The sequence below is a fragment of the Clostridium sp. UBA5988 genome, assembly GCF_002435615.1.
Lineage (GTDB): Bacteria > Bacillota > Clostridia > Clostridiales > Clostridiaceae > Clostridium_J > Clostridium_J sulfidigenes.
Map to the genome: position 1 here is coordinate 1 of NZ_DJBA01000007.1, position 14,899 is coordinate 14,899.

Here is a 14,899-nt window from a genome sequence, read left to right on the forward strand (position 1 = left end):
TGTTGCCAGGTTTTTAACGTGGCTCGATAGCTCAGTCGGTAGAGCAGAGGACTGAAAATCCTCGTGTCGCTGGTTCGATTCCTGCTCGAGCCACCAAGAATCTAGATTTTATAATCTAGGTTCTTTTTTTATTGGGTTTTTATAACTAATATAAGCTATAGTATAAATCAATTAAATTTTATTTATTTCAGTATTTTGGATAATTATTCTATTAATATAAAATATAAGAATACGATAATTAAGTAATGGAGTTTGATAGGAGTGAGAGTATTATGGTAGACAGAACATATCTTGAAACTGAAAAACTTACAATTTATGAAAACAGGAAAGTTAAAAAGCTTAATAAATCAAACAGAATTAATGATGATTTAAATAATAACAAAAATAAAAATTTTAAGGAGCAATTAAATAAATTTAAAAAGCAACCAACTAAAGATAATATAAAAAAAGTAGACAAAGATAATGGACCAGAAGAAGATATTATAGTGGCCGAAAGTCTAATTGATTTAATGAATGAAAATAGAATAATAACTGAAGTTGTAAGAGAAAAGTTATTAAATAATCCAGAAATAAGAGAGTATATAGATAAAGATGAAGAAATTTTAAATACCATTATAAATAAATAAGGGGATAAGGCAAATGAAAATAAATGCAATGGGAATAAACATATCACAAAATAATAATATTAACAAAACAAGTGCATTGGTTAAAAATATTAAAGTGGATGAAGAGAACAAAGAAAGTAAAAGCTTGAAATTCAATAATAAAAATAATCAAAATGAACTACTTAATAATTTTGAAAAGATAAAGCAAGAATTATTGCATCAAAAGGAAGCTTTAAGAGAAAAGCAGATGAGTCCAGAAGAAAAAAAGTATAAGATGGAAGAAATAAATAGTAAAATCCAAGAAGTAGAGGCTGAAATACAACAATTATTAATGAATGAGAAGCAAAAAGAAATAGACAAGAAAAAAGAGGAACTTGAAGCAAAAAAAGTAGAAGCAGAAAAGAATAAAGTAAATGAGGATGAAGTAAAGGATGGAGTTATAATATCTGCTAGTTTGAATGAACTAATAGAGATAAGTCATTCTACTGAATATATAAATAGATTAAAAGAGATAAAAAATAGATTAAAAGTTGAATCAGGATATATTAAGCCCAATGAAAATTCTAATTCGTATAATAATAAAAAATTAACTAGCTTAAGTAAAGGTATATTGAATATAGAATCTAAGATATCCAATGAGATAGGAAATATAAATAAAAATGCTAATAGGATGAAGGATAAAATTAAGAATGAAATTGATAAATTAGAAAACAATGAAAATGAAGAGAAAAAAGCTGAAGAAGAATTACAAAAAAAATAAATATAATTATAAATGTAGATAGGTTATATAAATAAAACTTATCTACATTTTTTTATAAATATATATTTTATATAGATTTTTATAAAATTATTTCGTAAATAAATTGTAAGTAATATATAAATAAATTGTAATGTATTTGTAATAAATTTACTAATTAAACTATGTTAAAATTAAACATGTAGTAAATAAAAATAAATAAAAATAAATAAAAATAAATATATTCAATTTAAACTAAATATATTTGTAGATTAGAAATAAATAATAGATGTTTTTAGATTAATTAGGGGGTAAATTAATGATTTTAAAAAACAAATTAATAAAATCCAGGTTCATACTGACTATATTAAGTATAATTTTTATATATAATATTTTAAATTTCAATATAGCAAGTGCAATAGATAATAAATATAACATAAATTTAAAAGCTTCTTATGGTGTAGATGGAAGATATAAAATTAATAGTAAAACTCCTATCAATTTAGTGATTACTAACAATGGGGTGGAGTTTCAGGGGAAGATACAAATTGAAACATTGGTTCCAGATACAAATAAATATGATTTAAATACTGAAAGTATAAATATTGCTAAAAATACAACTAAGAGCTTGTGGTACAACATAAATATTGTGAATAAGTTTAAAGTAAGGTTAATTACAGATAATAATGAAGTTATACATGAAGAAACAATCAATGTTAATAAAGGAAGATTAAATGATGGAGATATATTAGTAGGTGTATTGACTGATGATTTTAATGGTTTAAATTATATATCTAATATTAATGTCAATATGAATAATAATCCTGATATGGGGAATAAAAAGTTAATTCCAGTTAGTATATCAGAAGAAGTTATAGAGAAAAATTCTAAGTCTTTAGATGTTATTGATATGATAATTATAAATAATTATGATACGTTAAAATTAACAGAGGATAATATAACTAATTTAAATCAATGGATTTCTAATGGAGGAATTTTAGTAGTTGGTACGGGAGAGAATTATAAAAAGGTTATAGGTGGTATTAATAATAAAATTATAAATGGTACTTTTTCTGAAGCCATATCACGAGACATGAGTATTGGAGAAAGTAATGTAAATGTATTAGCAGTGAAAATGAATATCGAAGATTCTATGAGCTTGTTTGAAGATAATAATTTTATAAGCAAGGTTATTAAGAAAAATGGACAGGTTATTGTATTTCCATGGGATTTAGCTGCAGAAAAGATTTCAAAATCAAGTGAAAATAGTTTAGTATGGGGAGAAATAACATCAGATTTTAATAATAAAATTGATAATGGCCAAGAAGGGTTTTGGAATTTAAATTCATTATTAAGTACAGTTAAGGATATAGGTCTGCCATCTTTTCAGCTTATGATAATACTTTTTATAATATATATATTAATTATAGGTGTACTAATCTATATTGTATTGAAGAGGCTAAATAAAAGAGATTATGTATGGTTATTAATACCGATAATATCTATTGGGTTTACAGTTCTTATATATTTTATAGGTAGTAATTCAAGGGTACAAGACATTATAGCGAATAAAGTAAATATTGTATCAGTAGATTTAGATGGACAGACAAAGATCGAAAGTTATCTAGGGGTGTTAACAGCCAAAAGTAGAAAAGTAGTAATAGAAGAACCAGAAGATATAAATCTAAATCTCATGGAAAATACCAATGACTATTATAGATATAATAATAATTATAATAGCAATGAAAATGCAACTATGAGATTAAATATGATAAAAGAAGGGGATAAGACATACTATAATTTTGGTGAAGTGTCTTCATTTAGTCCGGAAGTTTTTCAGGTTAGTAATTTTAATACTACCTTTGAACCATTGGAGCAGGAATTGAAATTTTATAGTGGTAAGCTAAGGGGATATATTACTAATAACTTAGGGTGTGATATTAAAAAGTTAGTGGTTATGACTCCATATAAAATATGGGATTTGGGAAGTTTAGCTAATGGTGAAAAGATATCTGTAGAGGATAGTGATAAATTTACTTCAGCATTAAATATGTGGGAAATAACTAATAAAATTAGAGATGATAATTATAATAATGGTAATAAAAATAAAGATAATAAAAAGTATGAGTTAAGAACTTGTGAGTTATTGGATTATTTATATAATAACTCTATGTATGATAATAATAAAAATACTTCTAAACTAATTGCGGTTACAGAAAAGGAAGTAGAATATGAGTTAAAAGTAAATGGTAAAGCTCCTTTGAATAAAAATGATACTATATTCATAAATGATATAAATATAAGTTATAAGTCAGAAGATGGCACTATAGAATATCCATATGGTTATTTTGTACCGTATATAATGGAACAAAGTAATGTAGATGGACATTATGACCCTAATGAAAGAACAATAAGTGGAAACTTGGAATTAATACTTAGTTATCAATTACAAGAAGAAGATGTAGTTATAGAAAGTATTAATTTTCAAAAGAATTACTCTCAAGGTAGTTCTAAAATGAAGGGTGAATATAAAATTTACAATTACAAGATTAAGGATTATGAAGTATTAAATTTTGATGATGAGTTAAGCATAACTAACATAGAAGACTACATCTTAGATGGAAATATTAAAATTAAAATTCGTGGTAATAATGAAGAGTGGACTAGAATTCCGGATATTTCTGTGAAGGGTAAGGTGAAGTAGATGTTAACTATAATAAATCTTGAAAAGTTTTATGGTAAATATAAAGCAGTTAATGGATTAGATATGCATCTAAAAAAAGGAGATATATTTGGATTTATTGGTCCTAATGGAGCAGGAAAAAGTACAACTATGAAAATCATTGCTGGGCTATTACCTGCTGATGGTGGAGAAATATATGTAGATGGGATAGATGCTTTAAAGGATAATAAAAAGTTAAAAGAAAAAATCGGATATATGCCTGATTTCTTTGGGTCTTATGAGAACCTAAAAGTTATAGAGTATATGGAGTTTTATGCATCTATTTATGGAATTGTAGGAAAAGAATCAAAAGATTTGATAATGGATTTACTAGAATTAGTTAACTTAGAAGAAAAAAAAGATGCCTATGTAGACGGATTATCTAGAGGAATGAAACAAAGACTTTGCCTTGCAAGAAGTTTAGTTCATAATCCAGAGCTGTTAATTCTTGACGAACCAGCTTCAGGAATGGATCCTAGATCTAGATTTGAGATGAAGGGTATTTTGAAAAATCTCAAAGACATGGATAAGACAGTTATCATAAGTTCTCACATACTCTCTGAAATGAATGAAATTTGTACATCAGTTGGAATTATAGAAGAAGGTAATTTGATATACTCCGGTGGTATAAATAACTTACTAAGCAGAATGAGTAGTACTAATCCATTAAAAATAGTAGTAAGAGATAAAGTTAAGGAATCAAAGGTTATACTTAGTGAACTTCCTTATATAACAAATATAAAGGAAAATTCAAAAGAACTTACAGTATTTTTCAATGGAGGAGAAATAGAAATATCTAATACTATTAAGGCTTTAGTATTAAAGGATATACCTATTGTTTCTTTTACTCAAGCAAGTGAAAATTTAGAGGATGTATTCATAAAGATTACTGAAAAGGAATCGAAGTAGGGGGAAAGAATTATGAAAATTAATCCTATATTGAAGAATGAAAGCAAGGTAGGAGTTAGAACCTTCAGATTTAATTTAATGGTTATGTTATATGTAGGGATACTTTCAATAGTAGCTATGTGGGCTTATTTTATTATAAATAGTGATAAATATGGTATGGGAATAGATTTAAGCAAATTTACAATACTAAGTTTTGCTTTAGCTTGTGGGCAAGCGGTGTTATTGATGTTTATCGTACCAGTACTTACAGCTACATCAATCACAGGAGAAAGAGAAAGGCAGACATTAGATATTTTACTTTCAACTAATCTGTCACCTATGAAAATAGTTTTAGGAAAATTAATGTCAACTGTAACTAAAGTTGCTTTATTAATTATTAGTACTATGCCAATATATGCTATAAACTTCTTAGTTGGGGGTACTAGTTTTAAAGAATTAATTATATTAACACTATTTTTTATAAGTACAACTATATATGTGGGATCTATAGGGATATTTATGTCTACTGTATTTAAGAGTTCAAAATCTTCAACGGTGGCAAGTATATTAACGGTTTTATTTATTGTAATTGGAACTATTATAATAGGTTTTGTTGTGATTAGTAGAGATTATTATGATGCATTATCTAATAATACAATATCAACATTTACAATAAATCTACCATTTTGGTTGTATATTAATCCGACTATTGAGTTTATATATATTCTAATTAAACAAAATGGAATTTCATACTTTGCTCCTGATTTAATAAACTATATGAATTTAAATAAAATATTTGTTATATCTTTAATAAATCAAGGAATAGTAACATTATTGCTAATATTACTTTCAGCATGGAGATTAAATCCAGTAAGAAAATCAATTATTAAGGTGAGAAGATGAACAATATAGATAAACAAATTTCAAAGTTTATAAAGACGGGTGGAAAAAGAATAAGGCTAAATGTATTTATAGAGAATTTACTAGTGTCACTAATAGTGGCATTAAGTATTTCCTCTATGGCAAGTATATTAGGGTTATTTATACCCATATACAATTTATTTGAAATATGCTTTATTATATTAACTATATCTATTAGTATTTATATATTTATATATTTGTATAAGCTTAGACCAGATAATAAAAAGGTAGCTCTTAAGCTAGATTCTAAGGGTCTTAATGAGAGATTAATTACTTCATTAGAATTAATAAATAAGGATGACAACATATCAAATGCACAGAAGGAAGATACCATAGAGGTAATAAGAGAAATTAAGATTTCAAAAATTACTCCTTTTCACATAAAAAGAAAGAATTTATATAGTTTAATAGCTATTCTAACAGTTTTGATTATAATTTTATGTATTCCGACTACTGCTAAAAACCAAGCTAGAGAGATTAGAAAGATGAAGAAGTTTAATAAAGAAGTAATAGAGAAAATAAAGGATGAGAAAAAGGACACTAAGGGTAGTGAGGAGTTACTAGAGGATGATAAGTTAGGTATAGTAAAGGAATTAGATAAGTCTATAGATGAAATAAAGAAGAGTAAAAGTAAAATAGATACAGAAAAAGCTTTAGATAAGCTGGAGAAAAAACTAGATAATATAGAGAAAAATTTAGATAGTGTGTATAGTAAAAATAAAATACAGAATATTTTGAAAAAATTAAATTTAAACAAAGAACAAACAAGTGAAAAATTAGCTCTTTTAAATGAAATAGCTAAGGAGTTATCTAAAATTGACAAAATGAAAGAGCTTAGTGAAGCTATAAACTCTCAGGATGAAGATAAAATTAAAGAAGCTTTAGATAAATTAGGGGAAGACTTAAAGAATTTGAAAGATGAAGATAAAGAAGAAATTTCAAATAATCTTGAGAATATATCTGCTAATATAGCAGATGAAAGTTTAAAAGGTGCATTATCCTCTACAGCAGCATCCATTAGTAGTGGGAATATAGATCTTAGTAAGTTACAAAATGCTTTGATAAGTTTAAATAAGGATTCCATCAATGCTGATAATGGAGATAATAAAAATGGTACTGGAGCACAAAATAATCAAAGTGGAAATGGAACAAATGGCCAAGGGAATGGTAACGGCAATGGCACAGGTAATGGAAGTGGAAATGGTAGTGGTTCAGGAAATGGAAGTGGATGGGATACTGGAAATAAAGAAAATGGAGAAGGAAAGCTTAACAGTGGTGAAAAAGTATTTCTTCCAAATAGAGATACAGGTACTGATGATAATTTAAAAGGAAATATATCAGAAGGCGGAAATTCTCAAAGTATAACTACAGAGAATGGAGTAAACATAGCTGGAGATTCTATAGACTATGAAAAAATTATTCATGAATATTCTAATAGTGAGATAGTAGGACTTAAAAATAAATCAATACCAAAATCGCTACAAGATTTAATAAAAAAATACTTTGAAGAATTAAAATAAGTATGGGGTGTAAAATGGAGATAAATAAGCAATTAATAGAAGGCACTGTAGAAAAAATAAATAAGTGTGAAGTCGAAATATCTAAGGGTATCATAGGTCAAAAGGATGTAATAAGAAAGGTTTTAATAGGAATTTTATGTGGAGGAAATATACTTCTAGAAGGAGTACCAGGACTTGGGAAAACTCAACTAGTTAAAACTATTTCAAAGGTTCTAAAGCTAAGTTTTTCTAGAATTCAATTTACACCGGATCTTATGCCGGCTGATGTAGTTGGAACAAACCTTATTGTTAAAGATAAAGAAGAAACTAAATTTAAATTTGAACAAGGCCCTATATTTGCCAATTTAGTTTTAGCAGATGAAATCAATAGAGCTACTCCTAAGACTCAATCAGCTCTTTTAGAAGCCATGCAAGAAAAAACTGTTACCGTAGGAAGAACCACATATAATTTACCTAATCCATTTATGGTTTTAGCTACACAAAATCCAATAGAGATGGAGGGAACTTATCCCCTTCCAGAAGCTCAGATGGATAGATTTTTATTTAAGTTAAAAGTCGATTTTCCATCCTTAAATGAGTTAAAGGACATTATGGATATTACTGTTACTAATAACAATGTAGATTTGAAAGGTATACTCACAGGTGAAGATATATTGGCTATGAGGTCTATTGTAAGAGAAGTACCTATGGCAGAGGCAGTTAAAGAATACGCGCTAAAACTCATATTAGCAACTCATCCTGAAAGTGAATATTCTAATGATTTTGTAAAAAAGTATGTAGAAGTAGGAGCAAGTCCAAGGGGAGCTCAAGGTCTTTTTAATGGTTCTAAGGTAGAAGCTATTTTAAAGGGTAGACTTAATGTGGCCTTTGAAGATATAAATGATATTGCATATGCAGTGTTGAGACATAGAATATTCCTTAATTTTGAAGCTGTATCAGAAGGTATAACTACTGATATGGTTATTAAAGAAGTTATTAAAAGTTTGAAGGTTATATAAAATGAACAGGAAATTTGATAAAGAATTTTTTAAAAAACTAAATAATATTAGTATAAAATTAAATCTTAAGTTATCCAAAGGAACTCAAGGAGGGCGGAAATCTAAAGCTAGAGGAACTTCAGTAGAGTTCTCAGATTTTAGAGAGTATGTTCATGGGGACGATTTTAGAAGGGTAGATTGGAATGCTTATGGAAGATTTGAAAAATTATTTGTAAAACTTTTTATGGAAGAAAGAGAAGGTAACTTTAGTATATTTATAGATTGTAGCAAATCTATGGATTTTGGAGAATTTAATAAAGGGAACATGGCCTTAAAAATAGCAGCATCCTTAAGTTATATTGCTATTAATAATCTTGACAGGGTAAGAATTAGTGTATTAAAGGAAGAGGGAACTGAACTATTTAACAGGTCAAGAGGAAAAGAATCTTTTATAAAGATTATAGATGGCTTAGAAAGCTTAGAGTTTAGTGGTAAAACAAACCTGAAATCAACTATATTAAAAAATAGATTTACTAATATAGGTATGTCTATTCTAATATCGGATTTTTTAATTTCTAATGGAGAAGAAGAAATAGAAGAAATAGTGAAGTATCTTACTTATAAAAAACAACAGGTTGTATTTATACAAATATTATGTGAAGAAGAAAGAAATCCTGAGTTTATGGGAACTAAGAATATTATAGATATGGAAACTAAGGATGAAGCAAAAGTATCAATAACACCAAAGGTATTAAAATTATATAAATCTAGGATAAAAGAACATGAGGATATGTTAAGAAACATAGTTAAAAAGTATGGTGGAGCTTTTATAAAGGTAAATTCGGAAGAGGATATAGAAAAAATAATTTTAACAGATTTATTTAATCATAAACTTTTAGGGTAAGGAGGAAATTTATGAGCTTTTTGAATATATGGCCATTATTTTTTTTAGTAACCATACCCTTTTTAATTTTATTATATATTTTAAAGGAAAAATCTGAGGATCTCTCAGTATCATCCTTAATATTTTGGCAAGAAATATATAAAACACTAGAAGTTAATAGTCCTTTTGAAAAATTAAAGAAAAATATTATGTTATTTCTTCAAATATTGATTACATTACTAATTATATTAGCTCTTATGAATCCATTTATAAGATTTTTTGGTAAGGAATATACTGATTTAATAATAGTAATAGACAACTCAGCTAGTATGTTAGGTGTAAATAAGGAGGAAACCTGTATAAGTAGAGGAAAAGCTATAGCTAAAGAATATATAGAATCTGCTGCAAATGGTACAAAGATATCAATTATTACAGCAAACAAGGATGTTGAGGTATTAGTTACAGCATCAGAAAATAAGGACTTAGTTAAAGATAAAATTGACAGCATAACTAAAAGTTTTAGTCCAGGGGATTTAAGTGGTTCTATAAAATTAATTGAATCAATGACTAAAGAGCTAAAAAATTATGAGGTGTTATTTATAACTGATGAAGAATTAGACATAGGAGATATAAATGGAAGAATAGTTTATTTAGATAAAAACAAATCTAATATATCTATAGATAATATTGCTCATAAAATAGAAGATGGAAAGGTATCAATAATATCAACCATAACCAATAGAGGAAATGATGATTATAGTGGAGATTTTTATCTTTATGGGGAAAAGGAATTACTAGAAGCTACTTCCATAGAATTAAAAAAAGGAGAAGAGATTACACTTAATTTTAATATAGAAGATACTGATATAGATTACTTAAAAGGTGAAATATCAGGAAAGGATGCCATATTAGAAGATAATAAATTTTATCATGTAATGAAGAATAATGATGATAAAAAAGTATTGCTTGTAAGTAATAAAAATGTTTTTTTGGAGAAAGCTTTGTCTGTAGTTAGTAAGGCAGATGTAATAAAAACTAATGATATAAGTAATATATCTGAAAAGGATAAATATAATTTATATATTTTTGATGGCATGTTAGGTGAATATATGCCTCAGGATGGTAATATTTTAATAGTTAATCCAACAGAAAATAATTTATTTAGTGTATTAGGTGAACAAGCTGGTGGAGAAGCTGTGATAGTTAGTGAAGATATACCTAAATACCTTCAGAATATGACATTTATAGCATCTAAAATAAAGAAGACTGAAATGCCGTCATGGGCAAAGTCTTTAATAAATATAGGAGATAAATCTGTATTATTTCTCGGGAAACATAATAATCAGAAAGTTGCTGTAGTAAATTTTGATTTTCATGATACTGATTTACCACTTAAAGCAGAGTTTCCTATGCTCATTGATTATATATGTGAAGAGCTTATAGATAGAAAAATAGTTAATAGTAATTATATTGGTGGAGAGGATATAAAAATAAATGGAAGCTTTGCATATGATGAATTAATTTTAACTACTCCCAGTGGAAGAGTGCATACTATAGAGAATGATAGTATATTAAAGGAAAATTTAGACCTTGGAGTTTATGCTATAGAAGATAATAATCATAGTTTTAATGAAATGTTCTCTGTTAATTTTCCATCTATTGAGGAAGGAAATATAATGGAGGATACTATAGAGGATATAGAAGCTAGATCAAATAACAAGGGTAGCATTAAAGGCATGTTAAATATAACACCTTATATAATAAGTTTAATTATGCTTTTAATTATTGTGGAATGGATTTTGTATAAAAAGGGATATTAAAGTATATATTAAAAATTAATTTTTTATAGCTATATAATCATTAGAAAGGGGGGGCTGGAGTGAACTTTGAAATTGAAAAAGTATATTTGTTATTTTTAATACCACTAATTTTCATGGTAATGTACTTGATATCTAAAAAGATTAAATTTAAAGACAAGGGTATTAGTTTTATTAATATAAATAGGTTTATTATTATAACAATACTTATACTTGCTATGTGTAACATAAGTATAAGTATTAAGACAAAGGATTCGTCAACCATATTTTTATTGGATTTATCTCATAGTATGAGTAATTATAAAGGTGAAATAAAGGAATTTGTAAAAAGTGCTATAGAAGCTTCACCATCAAATAATAAAATAGGAATAGTTACTTTTGGTGAAAATCAAGAAATAGAACAGTTCCTTACCTACTCTAAAAGCTTTAATGATATTCAAACTTCTCCAATTGGTAATACTACTAATATAGAAGAAGCAATAAAATTTTCTTTAAGCATGTTTAAAGATAGTGACTATAAGAGAGTAGTTTTAATTACAGATGGAAAAGAAAATCAAGGTGATATATTAGAAACGTCCACTTATTTTAAGGATAATAAAATTGATTTTCAAGTATATAAAGTAGATAGTGAACAAGTAGAAGATGTATATATAGAAGATATAGATATACTCGACAAAGTAGCTATAGGAGAAGAATTTTCTGTAACTGTAAATATTAAATCTAATATTAAGACAAAATCAAAGGTATCAGTATATTCAGGAAGAGAAAAAAAAAGTGAAAAAGAAATTGATATAGAAAAGGGCGATAATACATTTTTATTTAAAGATATTCAACATAAAGGTGGATTTAAACCATATAAAGTAGTTATAGATCCACAAAATGATGGAATTTCATATAATAATGAATATACAACATATACTAATATAGTTTCAAAACCAGAGATTTTAGTAATACAAGGGAAAATTGGTGAAGGAAAGGGACTTGAAGAAAATCTAAAGACCATAGGTAGTAGTTATACTATGATAAATCCGAGTACTGCACCTAGATCTATAAATGAGCTTATAGAATATAAGGGAATATTTCTTTGTAATACCCATGTAGATGATTTACCTAAGGGTTTTTTAGATAATGTGGAAAGTTATGTGAAAGATTATGGTGGTGCAGTTATAACTACAGGGGGAGATAATTCTTATGCTTTAGGGGGATATAAGAATTCGGTTTTTGAAGAGATACTTCCTGTTAGCTCTGATAAGAAAGGTAAAAATGAAATTCCGGAGATATCTTTAACATTGGTATTAGATAGATCTTCTAGTATGCTGTCTTCAGATCAAGGAAGTTTTAGTAAAATTAGTTTAGCAAAAGAGGCTGCAATTAGATCCCTAGATAATTTAAGAGAAACTGATAATATAGGTGTAGTAACTTTTAATACAGAATATAGCTGGGCGGTACCTATGCAAAAGTTATCTAATAAAGATGCGGTTTCTGATAAAATTAATAGTATTATAGCTGAAGGTGGAACGTCTATATATTCAGCGCTAAATGAAGCTTATAACAAGCAAAAAGAAAGTAGTGCAAAAATAAAACATATAATACTATTAACAGATGGACAAGATGGTATGGGAGAAAATGAATATAAAGCTTTAATAAATGATATTAAGAAGGATAAAATGACTTTATCTACAGTGTCTATAGGTACTGATAGTAATAATCAATTGTTAGAGTGGCTAAGTAATAATGCTGGGGGGAGGTACTATCATAGTGATATATATACAGATGTACCAAGAATATTTGCAAATGAAATATTAATATCTACTGGGGAATACTTAATAAATGAAGAATTTACTCCTAAAGTATCTGCTCATCATGATATTTTGAATAATGTTATAGATGGAGGGAAATTTCCACATCTTTTTGGTTATATAGGCACTTCTATAAAAAATACAGCTATAGAGATAATGACTTCTCATATGGATGAACCAGTTTTAGCAGCATGGCAATATGGTATTGGTAGAGTAGTAGCATTTACCTCAGATGTAAATGGTCAATGGAGTAAAGATTTATTAGCGTTTGAAAAAACACCACAACTTTTTAGTAATATAATATCATGGACAATGATTGATTATGATAGTAGTGGAAATTTAAGTATTACACAGGAAGGAAGTATTGCCAAAGTACAATATGAGACTAACAATCATGAGGATAATAAGAAGGTTAAAGGAGCGTATACCTTTGAAGGAAACACTACGTCAGAATTTGAACTAAAACAAGTATCACCTGGTAAATATGAAGGAAATGTACCTATGAGTGAATTGGGATTCTATAGTTTTAACATTACTGAAGAGTTACAAGGTAAGACTATAGCTAGTCAATTAGGAGGGTTTGCATATCAATATTCTCCCGAATATAAATTTCAAGAACAATCTAATAGTTTATTAGCTTTAGTAGAAGATACTGAAGGAAAAATTATAAATTCTGTAGAGGATATATATGAGATAAAGAGCAATAAGGGGCATACTAAAAGAAATATAACTAATTTATTATTAATAACAGCTATGTTATTGTTTTTATTTGATATAACTTATAGAAGGTTAGGTTTAAAGAGGTATATAAACAAGAAGCTCTTTTATAACATTAAAGAAAAGATATATGCAAGTAAAATAGAACAATACAAAGAAGAAAATAATACTATAAAAGCAAAAAAGATAGGTAGTTTAACTAAGAAAAATAAAGAAGAAGAAAATATATTTAAAAAAGAAATTATAAAAACAGATCTAGAAGAAAAAAAGCTAGATATAAAACAGGAAAAAACTAATATAAAGCGTATAAGCATGTATAAAGATAGACTTAATAGGTATAAATCCAAAAATCAAAATGGGGGTCTTAACACAGGTGAGTTATTAAAAAAGAAGCGTGAGAGAAATGAAGATTAAAAATATATGTTTAAATTTAAAATGAGCAACCCTTTTATTGTAAGTGAAAGGGTTGCTCATTTTAATTATATATAAATAGTTAGATGTTTTGTTAAAAATATGTTTTAAATGATATATCTATACTAAATTTTCTTTAATGAAGTTAACTACTGTATCTACATGGCCTGGAACTTTAACTTTTCTAAATTCTTTAACTATGTAGCCATCTTTATTTATTATGAAAGTACTTCTTTCTATTCCAATAGTCTTTTTACCATACATATTCTTTTCTTTTAGAACATCATATAATTGACAAACAGATTTATCTTCATCAGCTAACAAAAGAAAGTTAAGTTCTTGTTTCTCAATAAACCTTTCATGAGATTTAACACTGTCTTTACTAATTCCAATAATTACTGTATCTAATTCATCTAATATTTCTTTGCTATCTCTAAAGTTTATAGCTTCATTTGTACAACCTTGGGTATTATCTTTTGGATAAAAGTATAATACTATATTTTTGCCTAAGAAGTCACCAATTGAGTGAGTATTGTTATCACTACCTATTAAAGAAAAGTTTGGAGCTTTTTTTAATTGTAATGTATCATTCATTATTATCATCCTCCTAAAGAAAGTTAATACTAATAATTAACTAATATCTATTATTAATATTATAACATTAATGGGGATTAAAATATACAAAAAGTCTAGAAAAAAGGATTAATATACATATATAGTAAACATATATAAGGATACTTGTCCTGGTGTATCAGTACAAGAAAATAGAAGTATGTTGGTGAAAAATATAGGAATATATGAATATTATCTAGCTAATAGGTAAATAATGAAATTGAATCTATTTAAGATCATGATAAGATAAGTCTTGTCACTGAGAGATACGGCAGAAAACAACAAGAAATT

At 26.9% G+C, this 14,899-nt stretch carries 11 protein-coding genes and 1 tRNA gene; 11 read left to right on the top strand and 1 reads right to left on the bottom strand.

Going from position 1 to position 14,899, the window contains the following annotated elements; translation table 11 throughout:
• Nucleotides 1-20 precede the first annotated feature (20 nt).
• From B3J31_RS00270 to B3J31_RS00320, 11 genes are all read left to right on the top strand, one after another.
• Nucleotides 21-96: transfer RNA gene (locus B3J31_RS00270), tRNA-Phe, on the top strand.
• A gap of 176 nt (nucleotides 97-272) precedes the next feature.
• Nucleotides 273-626, top strand: coding sequence for a hypothetical protein (locus B3J31_RS00275; RefSeq protein ID WP_346873549.1), 354 nt, complete (start codon nucleotides 273-275; stop codon nucleotides 624-626).
• A 13-nt stretch (nucleotides 627-639) separates the two neighbouring features.
• Nucleotides 640-1,365: a viral A-type inclusion protein gene (locus B3J31_RS00280; RefSeq protein ID WP_346873550.1), complete on the top strand. Its 726-nt coding sequence runs from the start codon at nucleotides 640-642 to the stop codon at nucleotides 1,363-1,365.
• Nucleotides 1,366-1,660: 295 nt separating this feature from the next.
• A complete protein-coding gene (locus B3J31_RS00285) occupies nucleotides 1,661-4,045 on the top strand; it encodes a hypothetical protein (protein WP_346873551.1) in 2,385 nt (794 codons plus the stop codon).
• Nucleotides 4,046-4,972 carry an ATP-binding cassette domain-containing protein gene (locus B3J31_RS00290; RefSeq protein WP_150845132.1) on the top strand — a complete coding sequence of 309 codons (927 nt, stop codon included), beginning with the start codon at nucleotides 4,046-4,048 and terminating at the stop codon, nucleotides 4,970-4,972.
• Nucleotides 4,973-4,984: 12 nt separating this feature from the next.
• Nucleotides 4,985-5,854, top strand: a complete 870-nt coding sequence (locus B3J31_RS00295; protein WP_150845131.1) for an ABC transporter permease subunit — start codon at nucleotides 4,985-4,987, stop codon at nucleotides 5,852-5,854.
• A complete protein-coding gene (locus B3J31_RS00300; RefSeq protein WP_150845130.1) occupies nucleotides 5,851-7,392 on the top strand; it encodes a hypothetical protein in 1,542 nt (513 codons plus the stop codon). The genes B3J31_RS00295 and B3J31_RS00300 overlap by 4 nt, the downstream gene beginning before the upstream one ends.
• A gap of 14 nt (nucleotides 7,393-7,406) precedes the next feature.
• Nucleotides 7,407-8,390: a MoxR family ATPase gene (locus tag B3J31_RS00305; RefSeq protein ID WP_346866949.1), complete on the top strand. Its 984-nt coding sequence runs from the start codon at nucleotides 7,407-7,409 to the stop codon at nucleotides 8,388-8,390.
• A 1-nt stretch (nucleotide 8,391) separates the two neighbouring features.
• Nucleotides 8,392-9,273: a DUF58 domain-containing protein gene (locus B3J31_RS00310; RefSeq protein ID WP_150845128.1), complete on the top strand. Its 882-nt coding sequence runs from the start codon at nucleotides 8,392-8,394 to the stop codon at nucleotides 9,271-9,273.
• A gap of 11 nt (nucleotides 9,274-9,284) precedes the next feature.
• On the top strand, nucleotides 9,285-11,072 hold the full coding sequence (locus tag B3J31_RS00315) for a VWA domain-containing protein (RefSeq protein WP_346873552.1): 1,788 nt from the start codon (nucleotides 9,285-9,287) through the stop codon (nucleotides 11,070-11,072).
• A 59-nt stretch (nucleotides 11,073-11,131) separates the two neighbouring features.
• The gene (locus tag B3J31_RS00320; RefSeq protein WP_346873553.1) at nucleotides 11,132-13,999 is read left to right on the top strand and encodes a VWA domain-containing protein; all 2,868 of its coding nucleotides are present in this window, start codon (nucleotides 11,132-11,134) and stop codon (nucleotides 13,997-13,999) included.
• 117 nt (nucleotides 14,000-14,116) lie between these two features.
• On the opposite strand, the gene bcp is transcribed toward B3J31_RS00320, so the two are convergent.
• Nucleotides 14,117-14,590, bottom strand: coding sequence for a thioredoxin-dependent thiol peroxidase (bcp, locus tag B3J31_RS00325; protein WP_035135550.1), 474 nt, complete (start codon nucleotides 14,588-14,590; stop codon nucleotides 14,117-14,119).
• Nucleotides 14,591-14,899: the final 309 nt, after the last annotated feature.